Origin of the sequence: Shewanella sp. NFH-SH190041, assembly GCF_024363255.1 — a bacterium.
Taxonomy (GTDB): Bacteria; Pseudomonadota; Gammaproteobacteria; order Enterobacterales; family Shewanellaceae; genus Shewanella.
This window is the reverse complement of the sequence record NZ_AP026070.1, coordinates 1,512,629-1,529,568: the sequence shown is the minus strand read 5'-3', so window position 1 is coordinate 1,529,568 and position 16,940 is coordinate 1,512,629. Positions and strand designations below refer to the sequence as shown.

Annotated in this window: 16 protein-coding genes; 11 read left to right on the top strand and 5 right to left on the bottom strand. The window is 48.1% G+C overall.

The features are described 5' to 3' along the window. The first annotated feature begins 203 nt into the window (after nucleotides 1–203). The 11 genes from NFHSH190041_RS06760 to NFHSH190041_RS06710 all read left to right on the top strand — a co-directional run bounded on the left by NFHSH190041_RS06760 (nucleotide 204) and on the right by NFHSH190041_RS06710 (nucleotide 13,236). Entirely contained in the window at nucleotides 204–1,160 is a 957-nt protein-coding gene (locus NFHSH190041_RS06760) for an AAA family ATPase (RefSeq protein WP_261924501.1), read from the top strand. After that, on the top strand, nucleotides 1,161–2,090 hold the full coding sequence (locus NFHSH190041_RS06755) for a DUF58 domain-containing protein (RefSeq protein WP_261924500.1): 930 nt from the start codon (nucleotides 1,161–1,163) through the stop codon (nucleotides 2,088–2,090). Continuing rightward, complete coding sequence (locus NFHSH190041_RS06750) at nucleotides 2,090–2,629, top strand: DUF4381 domain-containing protein (RefSeq protein ID WP_261924499.1); 540 nt, start codon at nucleotides 2,090–2,092, stop codon at nucleotides 2,627–2,629. The genes NFHSH190041_RS06755 and NFHSH190041_RS06750 overlap by 1 nt, the downstream gene beginning before the upstream one ends. Next, nucleotides 2,623–3,615 (top strand): vWA domain-containing protein, encoded by a 993-nt coding sequence (locus tag NFHSH190041_RS06745; RefSeq protein ID WP_261924498.1) that lies wholly within the window; start codon nucleotides 2,623–2,625, stop codon nucleotides 3,613–3,615. The genes NFHSH190041_RS06750 and NFHSH190041_RS06745 overlap by 7 nt, the downstream gene beginning before the upstream one ends. After that, complete coding sequence (locus NFHSH190041_RS06740; protein WP_261924497.1) at nucleotides 3,612–5,828, top strand: vWA domain-containing protein; 2,217 nt, start codon at nucleotides 3,612–3,614, stop codon at nucleotides 5,826–5,828. The genes NFHSH190041_RS06745 and NFHSH190041_RS06740 overlap by 4 nt, the downstream gene beginning before the upstream one ends. Then, on the top strand, nucleotides 5,822–7,483 hold the full coding sequence (locus tag NFHSH190041_RS06735; protein ID WP_261924496.1) for a BatD family protein: 1,662 nt from the start codon (nucleotides 5,822–5,824) through the stop codon (nucleotides 7,481–7,483). Before NFHSH190041_RS06740 ends, NFHSH190041_RS06735 begins: the two co-directional genes overlap by 7 nt. Before the next feature lie 191 nt (nucleotides 7,484–7,674). Beyond that, the gene (locus NFHSH190041_RS06730; RefSeq protein WP_261924495.1) at nucleotides 7,675–8,238 is read left to right on the top strand and encodes a sigma-70 family RNA polymerase sigma factor; all 564 of its coding nucleotides are present in this window, start codon (nucleotides 7,675–7,677) and stop codon (nucleotides 8,236–8,238) included. Then, nucleotides 8,231–8,935 (top strand): DUF3379 domain-containing protein, encoded by a 705-nt coding sequence (locus tag NFHSH190041_RS06725; protein WP_261924494.1) that lies wholly within the window; start codon nucleotides 8,231–8,233, stop codon nucleotides 8,933–8,935. Before NFHSH190041_RS06730 ends, NFHSH190041_RS06725 begins: the two co-directional genes overlap by 8 nt. Nucleotides 8,936–9,646: 711 nt before the next feature. Then, the gene (gene putP / locus NFHSH190041_RS06720) at nucleotides 9,647–11,104 is read left to right on the top strand and encodes a sodium/proline symporter PutP (protein ID WP_261924493.1); all 1,458 of its coding nucleotides are present in this window, start codon (nucleotides 9,647–9,649) and stop codon (nucleotides 11,102–11,104) included. A gap of 331 nt (nucleotides 11,105–11,435) precedes the next feature. Next, on the top strand, nucleotides 11,436–12,659 hold the full coding sequence (locus NFHSH190041_RS06715; protein ID WP_261924492.1) for an outer membrane protein transport protein: 1,224 nt from the start codon (nucleotides 11,436–11,438) through the stop codon (nucleotides 12,657–12,659). 199 nt (nucleotides 12,660–12,858) lie between these two features. Continuing rightward, nucleotides 12,859–13,236, top strand: coding sequence for a rhodanese-like domain-containing protein (locus NFHSH190041_RS06710; protein ID WP_261924491.1), 378 nt, complete (start codon nucleotides 12,859–12,861; stop codon nucleotides 13,234–13,236). A gap of 70 nt (nucleotides 13,237–13,306) precedes the next feature. Here NFHSH190041_RS06710 and NFHSH190041_RS06705 read toward each other — a convergent pair whose 3' ends face one another. The 5 genes from NFHSH190041_RS06705 to NFHSH190041_RS06685 form a co-directional block, all read right to left on the bottom strand. Then, nucleotides 13,307–13,846: a YaeQ family protein gene (locus tag NFHSH190041_RS06705; protein ID WP_261924490.1), complete on the bottom strand. Its 540-nt coding sequence runs from the start codon at nucleotides 13,844–13,846 to the stop codon at nucleotides 13,307–13,309. Between the two features lie 92 nt (nucleotides 13,847–13,938). Then, complete coding sequence (locus NFHSH190041_RS06700) at nucleotides 13,939–14,910, bottom strand: GGDEF domain-containing protein (RefSeq protein ID WP_261924489.1); 972 nt, start codon at nucleotides 14,908–14,910, stop codon at nucleotides 13,939–13,941. 71 nt (nucleotides 14,911–14,981) lie between these two features. Beyond that, nucleotides 14,982–15,992, bottom strand: coding sequence for a bifunctional precorrin-2 dehydrogenase/sirohydrochlorin ferrochelatase (locus NFHSH190041_RS06695; RefSeq protein ID WP_261924488.1), 1,011 nt, complete (start codon nucleotides 15,990–15,992; stop codon nucleotides 14,982–14,984). A 153-nt stretch (nucleotides 15,993–16,145) separates the two neighbouring features. After that, on the bottom strand, nucleotides 16,146–16,505 hold the full coding sequence (locus NFHSH190041_RS06690) for a rhodanese-like domain-containing protein (RefSeq protein ID WP_261924487.1): 360 nt from the start codon (nucleotides 16,503–16,505) through the stop codon (nucleotides 16,146–16,148). A 100-nt stretch (nucleotides 16,506–16,605) separates the two neighbouring features. Then, a complete protein-coding gene (locus NFHSH190041_RS06685) occupies nucleotides 16,606–16,926 on the bottom strand; it encodes a DUF2007 domain-containing protein (protein ID WP_261924486.1) in 321 nt (106 codons plus the stop codon). Nucleotides 16,927–16,940: the final 14 nt, after the last annotated feature.

The window sequence follows — 16,940 nt, the reverse complement described above, 5'->3', positions numbered from 1 at the left end:
GAATAATTCCCTGATAAATCTGACCATTAACAGGTCAGACCTTTAGAAATGTGATCTGATTCTAACTTCTTGTTACGGAGTTTTAAACACTTGTTTGCATTTTTCAATTAGCAGTGAAAGTTGCTTAATCTACCTTGCAGGTATTGCAACTTCTGTAAAGCATGGCAGTCTAATCCACCACAAAGAACAATGTGAGTGACAACATGCCCTTAAGTCGATTTCATTCCCTTCGCACTTATTTGGACCAGTTGATTTTGGGTCAGCCACTGCTGACCGAAAGTCTGCTGACCGCCCTTATCGCCGATGGCCACCTGTTAGTAGAAGGCCCACCGGGACTGGCTAAAACACGGGCGGTAAAAGCCCTATGTGATGGGGTTCAGGGGGATTTTCATCGGATCCAGTTTACGCCGGATCTATTACCGGCCGATTTAACCGGTACCGATATTTATCGAGCTCAGACCGGTAACTTCGAATTTGAAGCCGGCCCAATTTTTCATAACCTCATTTTGGCTGATGAAATCAACCGCGCCCCAGCTAAAGTGCAATCAGCACTACTGGAAGCAATGGCTGAAGGACAGGTCACGGTAGGCAAGAGCAGTTATCGTCTGCCAGAACTTTTTTTGGTGATGGCAACCCAAAACCCGCTGGAAAATGAAGGAACTTACCCACTACCAGAAGCTCAGCTGGATCGTTTTTTGATGCACTTGAATCTGGATTACCCGAGCGCTGAAACGGAGTTAGCCATCCTGCGACTATCACGTAATGAGGCGCTACATACTGAGCCGGTGACCGTCGAGCCCATTACCCAGGAAGAGATTTTTGCTGCCCGTAAAGCGGCACTGGAAATCTACCTGGCACAACCACTGGAGCGCTATATTGTCGAGCTGGTGATGGCCACCCGTCAGCCACAAAAATACAGTGATGAATTGGCCAGTTGGCTGGATTATGGTGTCAGCCCAAGGGCAACCCAATCGCTGGAACGCTGCGCCCGGGCAAGAGCTTGGCTGCATGAACGGGACTTTGTCACCCCGGAAGATATCCAGGCTGTCGCACCCAATGTCCTGCGCCACCGTTTGCTGCTCAGTTATCAGGCGCAAGCCCAAGGTATCAGCCGGGATCAGGTGATCAATCATATTCTCAGCCTGGTAGCGGTACCTTAAATGAGCACACCCCAATTACCACTGTTTGCTGATGGCTGGCACCTGAATCAACAGGAGCTGCTGGCCTGTCAATCCCTTGCCAGAGCAATGCCGGAGCGGCGTAGCCGTGCCCGGGCAGCAATGGCTGGACACAGAGCCAGTAATATCAAAGGCCGTGGTATGGAGTTTGCCGAGGTGCGCCATTATCAAAATGGTGATGATGTGCGCACCATCGACTGGCGGGTAACCGCCAGAACCGGCAAAGCCCACACCAAACTCTTTATTGAAGAGCGGGAACGCCCCGTGATCCTGCTGCTGGATTTGAGCAACAGCATGTACTTCGGTTCCAGTTTGTTACTGCAATCAGTCCAAGCCGCTCATCTGGCTGCTACATTGGGCTGGAACGCAATTCAACACGGTGACCGTATTGGTGCCTTGATTGCTGGTGAAAGCCATCACCTTGAGCTCAAACCGAAAAACCGCCAAACCGGTATACTGCAGCTTATCGCCGGGATCTGCGATATTCACAGCCAACAGCTAGACAGCTTTAAAACCGGCCGCACTGCACCGGAACATATGCTGCGAGCCTGCCAACGGCTTAGCCGCATTGCCAAACCCGGCTCATTAGTGTGGATTATCACAGATGGAGCCGACTTTACCGGCCGCTGCGTCGGGCCACTGACCGACTTAAAACGCCATTGCGATATTGGCGCGTTTCTGATCACTGATCCTTTACGTCAGGGCACCTTGCCCCTACCTCGGCAATTTAATCTGCCGGTACGGGATGGTGAAGTTGAGCGAGTGCTAAACCGTCAGCAATACCAGACTTGGCTTGACACCCAGCTGAAGCAACAACAGATCTTTATCTCCATGATGGACAAGCTCCGGGTCCAGACCCGCTTTATTGATGCCGGTCTCCCATTGGAGCAACAACTGGAACAATTGCGTTAATGACAGCTACTCCATTAATAGCCTCCCACAGCAGCCCAGCGGCCAATCCGGCGCTGGCCGCCTTGCAAGATATCCACCTGCCCGAGCCGGTGGGGCTATGGCCCCTAGCGCCGGGCTACTGGATCTTACTGGCGCTACTGCTTGTTATCGTGCTGGGGCTGATATTTTTCACCGTGCGCCGCCACAAACGACTGGCAGCCCGTCGCATGGCTCTGGCGCTGCTTGATCGCCTGCAGCCCAACCAAATTGATTATGCCACTGAGGTCAACACCCTGATGAAACGGGCCGCACTCAGTTATCTCCCTCGTACTCAGGTTGCCGCGCTGGAAGGTGAGCCTTGGTATCACTTACTCGATAGTGCCATGCCATCAGCCCAGCAGGGAAAACTCGCCGCCTTGCTGCAACTCAGGTTCAGTGGCAAACCCTTAAGCCCACAACAGGCCAGCGAACTGGATACCTTAGCCAGAATCTGGTTAAAACGGGCAATTCCTTTCTCCGCTGCTGAACAACAAAAATTGGCCAAGGAGGCATTATGTTAACCCTCGCCTGGCCCTGGCTGCTGTTGTTACTGCCCCTGCCATTACTGATACGGCAGAAAAATACCAAACAACTTACCGGTGGCGAATTAAATATGCCCGGCATCGCCCATACCCGGGAAGTGACCGTCAGCCAAGGGCGAAATACCTCGCGGCTATTTTATTATCTGATGTGGGCACTACTGGTACTGGCCGTTGCCCGACCACAATGGGTCGGCCAACCCATCGATATTCCCACCAAAGGGCGGGATCTGATGGTCGCCGTGGATCTGTCTGGCAGTATGCAAATTGAAGATATGGTGCTCAATGGCCGCGCGGTGGATCGTTTTTCAGTTATCCGCCAAGTCGTCAGTGATTTTATTGCGAAACGAAAAGGCGATCGGCTAGGCCTTATCCTCTTTGCCGATCACGCCTATCTACAAACTCCACTGACGCCAGATCGCCGTTCTGTGGCGCAATATATGCGCGAAGCCCAGATTGGTTTAGTCGGTAAACAAACCGCCATCGGTGAAGCCATCGCATTGGCCGTGAAACGCTTTGATAAAGTAAAAAACAGTAACCGGATATTAGTGCTATTGACCGACGGCAGTAACAATGCCGGCAATATTGAGCCAATGGAGGCCGCACGCATTGCCGCTAAACGCCATGTCACCATTTACACCATAGGTGTCGGAGCCGATGTCATGCAGCCGCAAGGCTTTTTCGGTACCCAGCAGGTCAACCCATCGGCGGATCTGGATGAACAGACATTGTCAGCTATCGCCAAACTGACCCATGGCCGTTATTTCCGCGCCCGCAATCCGCAGGAATTGCAACAGATCTATGAAGAGATTAATAAACTGCAGCCGGTTAGCCGAGATCAACAAAGTTACCGTCCCCGCAGTGAATTGTTTTACTGGCCGCTGGGGCTGGCACTGCTTTGCAGTATCGGACTGGCATTATTTCAATCCGGTCTGGCAGCCGGCCTTGGCCACAGGAGTATAAAATGACCTTACATTTTATTCGACCCGAATGGCTATGGGCATTGCTGCCACTGGCGATCCTGCTGGTCTTACTCTGGCGCAGTCATGGTGCCCGCTCCGCTTGGCAAAGCTATATTGCACCCCATTTGACAGCCGTATTGCTAACCCCCGGAGGCAAGCCCGCCCGTCATAGTCTGGCTATCCTGACCAGTTTGTGGCTGATTGGGACGCTGGCGCTGGCGGGACCGGCCATCAATAAACAATCGCTTCCCGTATTTTCCAGCCAGCAAGGGCGGGTGATTATTCTGGATATGTCAGCTTCTATGTACGCCACAGATCTGACCCCAAACCGACTGACACAGGAAAAATTTCGCGCCACTGATCTCATCAATGCGCTGAAAGATGGTGATACCGGTTTGATAGCTTATGCCGGTGATGCCTTTACCATCAGTCCCATGACCAATGACCGCCACACCCTACTGAATCTTTTGCCCACGCTGACTCCGGATATTATGCCAGTGCAAGGCTCCAACCTTACAGCGGCCATAAAACTGGCGCAAAAGCTGCTGGCTCAAGGCGGACATCATAAAGGCGATATTATTCTGCTTACCGATGGCGCCAGTGCAACGCAGTATGCTGACAGCAAAGCATTGCTACAGCACAGTGATTATCGTTTGGCAGTAATGGCTATTGGCACAGCTCAGGGTGCCCCTATCCGCTTGCCTGATGGTCAATTGCAGCGGGATCGCGCCGGAGATGTGGTGGTCGCTAAAACAGACTATCCCTTACTGCAGCAACTAGCTAAAGCAGGTCATGGCATGCTGGTGCCTATCAGCAATGATGGCTCTGATATCTCGGCTCTGACCCATTGGCTGAATAATCAAACCGGTGGTGCTAAGGCTACAGATATTAAAGGCGAAGTCTGGCAGGATCTTGGCCCTTACTTAGCATTGATTCTATTACTGCCGGCACTTCTGAGTTTTCGCAGTGGTATCTTGGCCGGAGTGCTCCTGACCGCTCTTTATCTGCCTAAGCCAGCTGAGGCCGCGCAATGGCAAGATCTGTGGCAAACCCAAGATCAGCAAGCGCAACAAGCCTTTGATAATAAAGATTATAGCCAAGCTGCTGCACTATTTAAGCAGCAAAATTGGCGCGCCAGTGCTGATTACCGAGCGGGTAAATATCAGCAAGCACTGGATGGGTTTAGCAAGGATAACTCCGCCACTGGACACTATAACCAAGGTAATGCGCTGATGCAGTTAGGCCAATATCAAAAAGCCAAAACGGCTTATCAAACAGCCCTGCAGCAACAGCCGGACTTTCCACATGCCAAAGCCAATTTAGCCCTAGCTGAAAAATTGCTGCAGCAGGAGCAGAAGAAACAACAGAATCAGCAGAACCAGCAGAACCAACAGAACCAACAGAACCAGCAGAATCAGCAGGATCAGCAGGATCAGCAGAATCAGCAGAATCAGCAGAATCAGCAGAATCAGCAGAATCAGCAGAATCAGCAGAATCAGCAGAATCAGCAGAATCAGCAGAATCAGCAGAATCAGCAGAATCAGCAGAATCAGCAGAATCAGCAGAATCAGCAGAATCAGCAGAATCAGCAGAATCAGCAGAATCAGCAGAATCAGCAGAATCAGCAGAATCAGCAGAATCAGCAGAATCAGCAGAATCAGCAGAATCAGCAGAATCAGCAGAATCAGCAGGGTAAAGCCGGTCAACAGCAAAAACAAGCATCCTCATCAGCCCAAAAATCGGGGCAACAGGATAAAGCGCAACAGGAGCAATCCAAACAGACTGCTGAGCAACAGCGCAAAGCTAACAAATCAGCGCAGGCGCAACAGCAACCGTCACAAACTGAGAAGACAAAACAGGCAGCGCAGCGCCAGGATAAATCAGCAGCCGATAAACCGGCCAATGATGCCAGTATGCAGGCCGATGCCAGCCATCAAGGCCAACAACCGCAACCTGAAAGCAAAAACAAGCAGCCTCAGTCAGCGTCTGCCAAAGTATCTCCTGAGCAACAACACAGTGGGGATAAAACCAAACAACAGGCCATCGCGGCCAGCAGCCAGCTGACTCAGCAACAGGGTGAACCTTTGCCGGAGGATATGGCGCGCGCACTCAGGGCTGTCGTTGATGATCCGCAAGTACTGCTGCGCAATAAGATGTTACTTGAGTACCAAAAACGCCGTATGCAGGGCGAACAACCAAAGGACAATGAACAGTGGTAAAACGGCATATATTTCTTTTTATTCTACTGCTACTGGCACCTTTTTCTGCCTTGGCGGTGACTCAGGTGGATGCCACAGTCGACAAAAACCCGGTGATGAACGGAGAGTATTTTGTCCTCACTGTGACTGCGAATGACAATCTGGATGCCGGAGCACTCAACACCTCCGCGTTACAGCGGGATTTTATTATCGGCCGCACCAGTGTCGGACGCAGTACTCAGATCATTAATTTTGATACCAGTAAAACCACCACGTGGCAGATCCTGCTAGCGGCGAAACACGTAGGACAGTTTACCATTCCGCCGTTTACCATCGACGGGGTGAGCTCTGCGCCAATTAACCTTAAGGTGGTCGCGGCCAGCAGCCCTCAAGGGCAAAGTAAAACCCTGTTTATGACCAGTAGTTTGTCTACCGAACAGGCTTATCCCGGCCAATTAGTGCTGTACCAGGTAAAATTATATCTGGGGGCGGATCTGCAACGTGGCGTCTTAAATGCACCGACTATCAATCATGCGCAAATCAAACAGCTGGGTGAAGATAAAGATACCCAAGAAATCGTTAACGGTAAGCGTTACCGAGTAATCGAACGGACTTACAGCATTATCCCAGATAAGCCAGGTGAACTGAAAATTTCACCTGCAACCTTCCAGGGAGATGTGGTTATCAGTGGCCAAGGGGGTCGCGATATGTTTGGGTTCGGCATGAGCGACAGCCGAATGGTACAAACCGCATCCAAATCCCATTTGATTGAAGTGTTGCCAAAGCCGGCACATTATCAGGGACAGTGGCTGGTGGCAGATCTGGTCTCTCTACATGATATTTGGGGTGACGAGCAAAGCTATCAGGTGGGAAACCCTATCACTCGTACCATCACTATGCTGGCATCCAATGCTGAAGATACCGCCTTGGCAGATATGACCATTCCGGAACCAGCAGGGTTTAAAATTTATCCCGAAAAACCGCAGCGGGAAAATATCGTCCGCAACGGCCAATTGATCGCCAAGCTGACTCAAACTATTGCCATGGTTCCCACCCATGCAGGGACATTTACCCTACCAGAGGTGAAAATTCCCTGGTGGAACCCACAACTGAAAAAGCAAGAGTATGCCAAACTACCGGCCAAAACCATTAAGATGAATCCAGCGCCGGCCAGTACGGCAGCGCCGCAAATGCCAGCAGTGACAACGGCAGGCGCTGCGCAACCCCAGCCACAGACTCAAACCATTATCCACGCCGGTTACTGGCCTTGGGTTGCGGCAGGATTCGCGCTACTTTGGCTAATCACCTTACTACTATGGCGCCGGTCGGTTGTGTCAGCACGACATCAGTTAACAGGCAAGCTGCAGCAACATCAGCCATCGACAGCAAATAGCGACAAACTATTGGTTGAGGCTTGTAACAGTGCTATGCCAGGGCGGGTGCTGATGGCATTACAACAGTATTTCTCCCAACGCTGCAATGACAATATGACATTGGATAAAATCAGTGCATTATCACCTGATATGAAAACTTTAGTGGATACACTGCAACAGGCGAATTACAGCCGCGATCCCGGCACAGTCAATTACAGCGCCATTCCAGCCAAGGTCACCGCCTGCCAATTAAAGCGTACTGCGGTTAAACAACATGAATTATCGCCTCTTAATCCAGATTAATTGTGCAATAGCACAGCTTAAAAAAACATAACCAAGCTAAGATAACTCATCGTAATAAAAGATATTTTTCTTCTACTGTAAAAATGCCCACATGAAGTGGGCATTTTTTATTGGGCTTTTATCCACACAAGTTGGATACATTTAGAAAACATTTGATAGGATTAAGACAACATTCAATTAATGTATTGAAAATGACCAACAGCCTGCGTAATAAATCATCTACCTCAGCGGTCTCTTCTGACATGCTGAATAAACAACGACGATACGACAGCCTGGTCAGGGCACTGCATGCAGATATCTTCCGTTACGCCTTCTGGCTGTGCGGAGATCGGCAGGTCGCAGAAGATATTACCCAGGAAACCTTTCTGCGGGCCTGGCGCTCCCTCGATACGCTGAAAGATGAGCATGCGGCTAAAGCTTGGCTGATTACCATTCTGCGGCGGGAAAATGCCCGTCGGTTTGAGCGTAAACGATTTGATTATTCTGATATCGATCAAGAATATCTGGAAGATAACACCAGCATGAGTAAAGAGGAGCATGCTGAGCAGCATCTTATCCGACGACAAATTTCGCAGCTGGAGCCGGAATACCGGGATCCGCTACTACTACAAGTCATTGCCGGCTTCAGTGGCGATGAAATTGCCGATTTATTGAATTTAAACCGTAACACAGTCATGACCCGCCTGTTTAGGGCCCGTAACCAGTTAAAAGAGGCTTTGGAGCATCCAGAATCCAAAGAGCAGTCCAATGGATGAATTAGAATTCCGTCGTCGGGCATATGCCCATCCCAGAGATCAACAAGCTGACTTTTTAGCGGCCTGTGACGAAGATCCGGCCAGAAAACACTTTGTCCGTGAATTGAAATCACTGGAAAACAAACTGGAGCAAGCGTTAAAAATCACGCCTCCAGAAGGACTGGCGGAAAAACTACTATTGAACCAACAACTGCACAACCACCGTAGACAACGTGCCCAACTGGGTAGTCTATTGGCGATTGCCGCCTCTGCTGTTTTGGTTATCAGTATGGGGTTTGTCATGCTGCGCCTTGCCCCGATAGATCTGTCGGCCCACGCATTAGAACATGTCCATCATGAGCCCCAGGCATGGCACAGTGAGCAGGATTTCAGCCCCAGCCAGATTAACGCGCAATTGGCCAGTATCACTGAACTGGGCACGGATCATTTTACTCAACTGCCCGGCAAGGTCTCTTTCAGTAAGTATTGTGATTTTCAAGGTGTGCGCAGTTTACATCTGGTGATGCAGGGACTCGGTGGCAAAGTCACCCTATTTATTGTCCCACAGGAAAAACGCCTGCAATTAGCTGAACACTTTCATGACAGCCAATACAATGGCATTACCTTTGCCAGTGGTCATGCTTATATGGTGCTGCTGGGTGACAAACATCAAGACCTTTCGGCCATTAAGTCTGAAATAGAGCAAAGCTTTATCTAGGGTCTGTTGCCGTTTCGTGATTAAATTTTGTTCGAGATAAAAGCGTTTTAATCGCGGCGAGTGGTTTGTCGCCTAGTTATTCTAAGCAAGAACCGCTCAACAAAGCGTAAAACGCTTTTAGCCGAACCCTGCGGGCAGCGTTTGAGGCTCCTTTCTACTGCGTTATCGGCTTATCAGGTAGCGCAACTACCTATTAAAGCCTCTGCCTTGTATAAATGATCCTCAAATCGCTGCAAAAACAAACTTGAAAGGTCAACAGACCCTAGGCAGTAAAACAACTCTCAGCTGACTTGCGCTAATAATCACCAATGATAAACCGGGCAGTGTTCCGGTTTATCATTTAAAAATCCTATCCCGACTAAAACTCAACATCATCTTCCACTATTTGATGTCATCTCGTCCGCCAAATCTTGTGCCAATCATATTAAAAAACGCATAATGGCACGGTGACCACGACAAAATAACACTGCTGAAATTTCGCCTCAAACAGCAGAAATAATCGGTTTTCCCCACTAATACCACACAGACTTCGCAATTTCAGATATTCACTGCTGCTTTTTCCAGCTCACATCAAATCACATATTTGGGATAATCATCACAAATCTGTTACCATCGCGCGCTACACCAAAACCGGTTTACCCTCGGCCACCTGGCAAGTGACCCATCAGGTAACACCAAAGAGTACAAGTAAACCTAAACCTTGGGGAAAGAATGACTGTTGAAACTCCCATCCTGATCACCTTTGCCGGCTACCTGATTTTAATGCTGGCAATTGGTTACTGGGCCTACCGGGCAACTGATTCGGTAGACGATTATATTCTCGGCGGCCGGAAAATGGGGCCGGCGGTAACCGCATTAAGCGTTGGCGCTTCGGACATGTCTGGCTGGGTATTACTGGGCCTGCCGGGCGCGGTATATTTAAGTGGTCTGGGGGAAGTCTGGATCGGCGTTGGACTGATGATCGGAGCCCTATTCAACTGGGTTTTGGTGGCAAAACGCCTGCGGATTTATACCGAAATGGCTGATAACGCTCTGACACTGCCAGAGTTTTTTGAACACAGATTCCAAGATAAACACGGCATTTTAAAGCTGGTGTCCGCAACCACCATTTTACTATTTTTCACCTTCTACTCCGCATCCGGTATGGTTGGTGGCGCCATTTTATTTGAAAAGGTATTTGGACTGGATTATGTCACCGCATTGGTGTTGGGCTCTGCCATCATTGTCTCTTATACCTTCCTCGGTGGTTTTTTTGCTGTCAGCTGGACCGATTTTTTCCAAGGGATGTTGATGCTGATCGCCCTGATCATCGTACCTGTCAGCGTCTTTTGTGAGCCACAGACTCAAGCCGCTATTGGTGGTATGGATCCGGCGAGACTGTCACTGATTTCAGATAAAACCACGGTTATCAGTTTTATCTCGTTACTGGCTTGGGGATTGGGATATTTCGGTCAACCACATATTCTGACACGCTTTATGGCCATTGAGTCCGATAAAGCTATTCCCACATCACGTAATATCGCTATGACATGGATGCTTTTAGCACTACTAGGCGCATTAGGCGTGGGCTTTGCTGGGCAGTTGTATTTCAGCAAAACGCCTTTGGACAATCCAGAGACCATTTTTATCCACTTGGTCCAGGTCGCATTTAACCCTTGGGTTGCCGGTCTGCTGATCGCCGCGATTATGTCAGCCATTATGAGTACTATCGACTCCCAGCTATTGGTTTGCTCTAGTGTGATAACTGAAGATTTTTACCGTAAGTGGGTTCGTCCTCAAGCCGGAAATGCTGAGCTGTTATGGGTGGGGCGTATTGGCGTTCTGAGCATTTCCATTATCGCCGGTTTCCTAGCATTAAACCCTAAAAGCAGTGTCTTAAGTCTGGTGAGCTATGCTTGGGCAGGCTTTGGTGCCGCATTTGGACCGGTAGTACTGCTGTCGCTATTCTGGCGAGGCTATAGCCGTGATGGCGCCATTGCCACTATCCTGGTCGGCGCTATTACCGTGGTGGTATGGAAACAGCTCACTGGCAGCATCTTTGATCTGTATGAAATTGTGCCAGGCTTCTTATTTGCTATGCTAGCCGGGATCATCGTCAGTACATTTAGACAGCCACCTGCTACGGTTACCGCCGGATTTGACCGATTTGATGCTAGCTTGAAAAACTGATCATAAGCGAATTGTCTAAAAACAGCGTACAGATGTACGCTGTTTTTGTATTTTTTTGTTGCTGTGCCCATTTTCATTACAAACAAATCAACAACATGAGTGACAATTAATCTCACACCCTGTATTGCCCACATCATCAGCCCTCCAATATCGCAGTATAATCATCAAGACTGATATAAATTCAAAATAATATTTTGAATTAACTGTTATTTAACACTTTTTAACCTCTGGTCGGAGTTGTGGCCAGCCCATGCTATCCATACCATGGCCGCCATTACATCAGGGTCGCCACCTAAGTGGCAGAATCCAAAGACTATAACGAGAAGATAATATGAAGTACTTCAACAAGACGATTCTGGCCATGGCCATCACTGCTGCTAGCTCCCAAACCATGGCGGCCGGTTTCCAACTTAACAGCCAATCCGCCACTGGTCTTGGCCGAGCCTATGCCGGGGATGCGGTTATTGCAGATAATGCCTCAGCCATGGCTCGAAACCCCGCCACAATGGCATTATTTGATACTACCGCTATCAGCATTGGTTCCCTTGTTATTGATACTGATGTCACGCTTAAAAATGCAGCCTATAACAATGCGCCAATGGAAGATGTCAGTGATATTGGTGGTATAAGCGTGGTGCCAAACGCATTTATTGTTCATCCCATTAACCAACAATGGGCTATTGGCTTTGGAGCTTATTCTAATTTTGGTACTACAACAGAATATCCCAGTGAGTTTGCAGCCGATATCTTCGGCGGTTTAACAAAAGTGCGCAGTGTTAACTTCCAAGGGAGTGTCTCCTATCGCCTCAATGAACAGTGGAGTCTAGGGGCTGGCGTAGATATTATTTCCGGTACAGGTGAACTAAAACGTAATTTCAAGGCACTTGGTATGATCGGTGACAAAGCTGCTCTGGATGTCAAAGCTGATGGTATTGGTTTTGGCTGGCACCTAGGCACCGTATTTGAACTGGATGCTAATAATCGTTTTGGTTTAAGTTACCGTTATAGCCCAACTATCAAAGCTGATGGAGATTTCATACATCTAGGAAATCCTCAAAAAGGAAAAAATGACACTCTTCACTTACCATTACCATCAATGGCAGAGTTTTCCGGATATCACCAATTAACACGACAATTTGCTCTATCATATTCAGCACAATTTATTGAATGGAGTAAATTCGATACGCTCGATACTGACGCTTTGGGGACAATCAAAGAATACCAATGGCGTGATACTTGGCACTTCTCTGTCGGTGGAACTTACGACTTAAACGATCAATGGACTATCCGAGCTGGCTATATGTACGATATGGGCGCAGTTGATCAACTCAAGTCTATCGCTATTCCTGATTCAGACCGCCAGTGGTTCTCTAGTGGTTTCACCTACAATTTAAGTAAGCATAGTGCCATTGATTTTGGTATGACTTATCTGATGGGTAAAGATGTTAATGTTACCGAAACACTCAATATTGGCCCTGTACAAGCCGCAAAAGTAACTGGTATCACTCGCGCAAATGCTTGGTTATACGGCATCCAATACAGCTACAAGTTTTAAATGATTTCAGCTAAAAAGCCGCATTAAGTTGCGGCTTTTTAGTCAACTATTTTTCGAACACCACCCGCTATAAAAACACTCTTAGCAAATTTAGCTATTTTTGTAACTAGCAACACAAACTAAGCCATAGAAGCTAGTCGCCTTCCAACGGAATAGATAAAATCCCGCCGCAGATCAAGACAGCTCAAGGATTGTCCGTATGTCTATTTCCAGGTTTTCATTGTTACCTTTATCACTACTTACCCTACTATTGACCTTGTGCCAATCAGCTTGGGCCAGTGGTCAAGATCCCGCCACTGCTTGGCAAAAAATCCATCGTGGTGACCTAGTGATTGATGTCAGAACCCCAGCTGAATTTGCTTCCGGCCACTTACCTGATGCGGTAAACATCCCCTATCAGTATATTATTCAAGCCTTTAAGCAAGGTATGATCAGTAAAGATCGACCGGTAGTGCTTTATTGCCGCAGCGGACAGCGCAGTGGAATGGCCCAGCAAAGCTTAATTAAAGCAGGATATACCCAAACCTATAATGCTGGCGGCTATAAGCCATTAATACACTGGCAACAGAGTCATTAATATCCAGCATAATACAAAAAAGGCGCCCAATGGCGCCTTTAAGATAAGTAACAGAGCCTGAATAACTCACTTAACCTTTTAGTTTTATTGGGGTAACTAAAACAGAATCGTCCCCGTTTGAAATATACACTTCACCATCACTGATACTGTAGTTAAGCTGCATGGTACGGCTAACCATTTGTCCCATTGCCATCACCTGCTCCGCCGGGATCTCCCAAACCGCTAAATTCTGATAACGGTTAAACGCTGCTTGGCTCTTTTGCCACCATACGGGTACGCTACGGCCACCATAAGCATAAAGTACCACTGATTTTGCCCGCCCAGCAGCTTTACGAAGCCACTTCTCATCCGGCTCACCAAATTCAATCCATAACTGGATATCACCTGACAAATCTTTTTGCCATAGCTCAGCTTCATCATCAACACATAAGCCACGGGAAAACGCCAAGCCATCACAGGCATTAAGCGCAAAAGCGAGTAACCGCACCATCATGCGCTCATCCGTTTCTGAAGGATGCTGCGCTAAAGTCAGACTGTGATCCTGATAATAGTGCCTATCCATGTCTGCAATTTGCAGGTTTGCTTTAAAAACAGTGGCCTTAAGCGCCATAAATCAGATATCCCATTAAATAAAGCGCCGAGTCTGACTAAGGTTGCAATATGAGTCAAGCGCTTTACCGGCAGGACGCACGAATTAACAATTCAGTCGCCAACATAGCTATTTTTGCCCTGCTGTTTTGCCTGAGTTAATGCGGTACTTGCACTTGAGAGTAACCCTTCAGCTGTTAAGGCATCGCGATGGCATAACGCGATACCAACACTACAAGTCACCCGAACAATATGGTGTCGAAATACCACAGGCTTACTGCAAGCCAATAGAAACCGCTGCGCAATCAAATCCAACCCTACCCGTTTGCGAAACGGACTGACCAGTGCAACAAATTCATCACTATCAAAACGACACAACAGATCACGATTACGTAGCGTAGCCCGCAATCGTCGAGCCAAAATTTTCAACACAGCATTACCAACATCGGTGCCATGCTCATCATTAAGCTCACGAAAATTATCCAGATTAATACACATTACCGCCGGGATCCGCTCTGCATCATCATACTGCTTAATAAATGCCGCAGCATGTTGTTCATAAAAATAACGATTAGGCAGATCCGTTAATCTATCATGTAAATCTCGGTATTTGATTTCAGCTTCCAGCTTTTTGACTCGGGTAATATCTCGGCTAATACCGAACAGTCCAATGACCTCACCATCCTCATCTCGTAACGGGCGTTTACTGGAGGAGACCCAGCATAATTGCTGCTCTGTGTCATAGTAAGGCTCTTCCAACTCAGTTAACGTTTTTCCCTGCTGGATCACTTCCCGTTCTGAATCAAAATACAACTTGGCATGATCTTCAGCGAAAATGTCAAAATCTGTTTTCCCGATCAATTGATGCCAATTGTCAAATCCGGTGAGTTGCGCAAAGGCATTACTGGCATAGGTAAAACGATGTAATCTGTCTTTGAAGTAAACAAAATCCGGCGTTGTCGCCAAAAAAAGCTCAAAATTAGCTTTTGCCTGACGTAATAGCTCCAACTCTCCTGGCATCGAAAATGGCGGTAATTCAATGCATTTAAGTGATGCGCCACCTTCCGGGTGCTTGCCTTTGGCCATAATCCCTGTCCTGACAACCGAATAATGGTTACAGTTTAGTCTATTCTGTCACGCCTCTGACAAGTGTCGCCTCAGTAACTACCGGGTAAAATAAACCGGGCATCAGGCAAATGGTGCTGGTATTGCAAAAGTTTATCTTTGTCAGCATACAGCAAATAATACCGCCCATTTTCTACTGCGCTCTGCAGTGCAGCGATATCCGGTAACGGCTGACGGTCAGCATCGCGTCGTAACAAATCATCAAGCGCAGCGGGTAACACACCATCACAGCAAACGGTATCTAAATGCTGCCATTGGCTGATTAACCCCAGCGGTAACAGCTGATAATCAATAGTACAATCCAACAAAAACACCTGCCCAGCGAGATCCACCTGCTGTTTTATCTGTGTTTTGGGCTCCACAGGTAACTGATATGGTGTGCTCGGGTTAATAAGCGGACAAGTATTGTCTGAAGTCTGACAACGCTGAAAATTCAGGGATTGTTGAAAATAGGCCGCAGTTACATCATCAAACCGACTGCCATTAAGTTGGAAAAAATACTGCCAAAACAACCGCCGCTGACGCGGGTCTGGAAATTGCTGCTGGATATCACTGCGTTTATCCGCAACAAAATCCAATAATGGCGTCAGAGAATGAGGAAGTAGTACCTCTAATTGGCTTCGAAGTTGCCCTGAGAGCACCGGCGCGCAGCCGGCAGTCGTAATCGCCAACTGGAACCGACCCCGTTCAAGTACGGCTGGCGTGATAAAGCGGCATAATTCTGGCCTATCAACCGCATTAACCCATATTCCCCGTGCCATCGCTTCTTGAGCTAAGGTCTGCTGTATAACGTCATCATCGGTGGCTAAGTAAATAAGATCCCAGCACGTAGCAATATCAGCCACATCAGCCATCCGCTGATGCCAAACAAAGCCTTGCCGCTGCTTTAACCGCTCAAGTTCAGGCACTAAAAAAGGCGCAATAACAGTCAATTGCGCCTTAGTTTTACTCAACATCGCCAACTTACGGGCAGCGACATTACCACCACCGACAACCAGCACCTGTAAGGTTGAACTATCAACAAATAGTGGTAAATAACGCATAATCCCTCTGCTATTTATCACCCCAATATTCACATAGGGATGAGTTTATCTTTAATAAGGGAGGATGCCAGTACGGATAAGCAGCCTTGATCTCATCTCAAATCGATCAAACGAAACGTTAGATCTAACGCCGAAACTCACCCTAGCCAATGGTTAATCCGTAACTAATGGCAACAACCGTTGCACCCAAGCTTTATAGCCACCAACCAGAGATGCAACCCGGGTATACCCCATCAACTGCAGATGATGAGCTGACATCACACTACGATACCCACCCCCACAATAAAGCAGTAGAGGTGTATTTTTATCCGGGAAGCGGGCCTCAATATCCCGTTCAATAATGCCCCGCCCCAGATGGACAGCCTCAGGCAAATGGTTATGTAACCATTCTCGGTCTTCCCTTACGTCCACCAATTGCCAGCTATTATCGTCCTGATAATCTTCAATTGTTAACTCAGTCACCTGCGGGCGGAAGGATTCAACCAACGCCAGAAATCCAGGATGATGTTGCACATCCGGCTCCTTAATCTAATGTATTGGAGCACCAGTGTAATCGTGACGCCCTAACCGGGCAATCCTGAGCGTAATCGTCACCGTTGTGATGGTTGTTTCTTTATTCATTATGCTGTTCACAGCGTTCAGCACTGCACTGCCAACAAAGCTCAAAACTCGCTTCATTAAACTCCTGACACTGCACACATTGCCATTGCGGTTGTTGCGCTTCCAATTGCGCTAACTGCTGTCTGGCCGCATCCAATTGCTGCTCATCAACCCAAAGCTCAACGGTCTGCAAATCTACCGGTAACTCTCCGACACCGCCCATTAGCGCTTCACCTCTGAGTTCTACCACAATTCCCCCGGCCTCCAATAAGCCTTTCCAGGTATGTGCCTGCAACAGATTGCCACCGGCGACTAAACATTTACGTGCTTCCATGGTATTCCTGACTG

What these genes read in the sequence shown, in the direction of transcription:
- NFHSH190041_RS06730 (WP_261924495.1), top strand. Translation starts at nt 7,675, where the DNA reads ATGACCAACAGCCTGCGTAATAAATCATCTACCTCAGCGGTCTCTTCT.
- NFHSH190041_RS06685 (WP_261924486.1), bottom strand. Translation starts at nt 16,926, where the DNA reads ATGGAAGCACGTAAATGTTTAGTCGCCGGTGGCAATCTGTTGCAGGCA.
- NFHSH190041_RS06695 (WP_261924488.1), bottom strand. Translation starts at nt 15,992, where the DNA reads ATGCGTTATTTACCACTATTTGTTGATAGTTCAACCTTACAGGTGCTG.
- NFHSH190041_RS06715 (WP_261924492.1), top strand. Translation starts at nt 11,436, where the DNA reads ATGAAGTACTTCAACAAGACGATTCTGGCCATGGCCATCACTGCTGCT.
- putP (WP_261924493.1), top strand. Translation starts at nt 9,647, where the DNA reads ATGACTGTTGAAACTCCCATCCTGATCACCTTTGCCGGCTACCTGATT.
- NFHSH190041_RS06740 (WP_261924497.1), top strand. Translation starts at nt 3,612, where the DNA reads ATGACCTTACATTTTATTCGACCCGAATGGCTATGGGCATTGCTGCCA.
- NFHSH190041_RS06755 (WP_261924500.1), top strand. Translation starts at nt 1,161, where the DNA reads ATGAGCACACCCCAATTACCACTGTTTGCTGATGGCTGGCACCTGAAT.
- NFHSH190041_RS06705 (WP_261924490.1), bottom strand. Translation starts at nt 13,846, where the DNA reads ATGGCGCTTAAGGCCACTGTTTTTAAAGCAAACCTGCAAATTGCAGAC.
- NFHSH190041_RS06745 (WP_261924498.1), top strand. Translation starts at nt 2,623, where the DNA reads ATGTTAACCCTCGCCTGGCCCTGGCTGCTGTTGTTACTGCCCCTGCCA.
- NFHSH190041_RS06710 (WP_261924491.1), top strand. Translation starts at nt 12,859, where the DNA reads ATGTCTATTTCCAGGTTTTCATTGTTACCTTTATCACTACTTACCCTA.
- NFHSH190041_RS06725 (WP_261924494.1), top strand. Translation starts at nt 8,231, where the DNA reads ATGGATGAATTAGAATTCCGTCGTCGGGCATATGCCCATCCCAGAGAT.
- NFHSH190041_RS06760 (WP_261924501.1), top strand. Translation starts at nt 204, where the DNA reads ATGCCCTTAAGTCGATTTCATTCCCTTCGCACTTATTTGGACCAGTTG.
- NFHSH190041_RS06750 (WP_261924499.1), top strand. Translation starts at nt 2,090, where the DNA reads ATGACAGCTACTCCATTAATAGCCTCCCACAGCAGCCCAGCGGCCAAT.
- NFHSH190041_RS06700 (WP_261924489.1), bottom strand. Translation starts at nt 14,910, where the DNA reads ATGGCCAAAGGCAAGCACCCGGAAGGTGGCGCATCACTTAAATGCATT.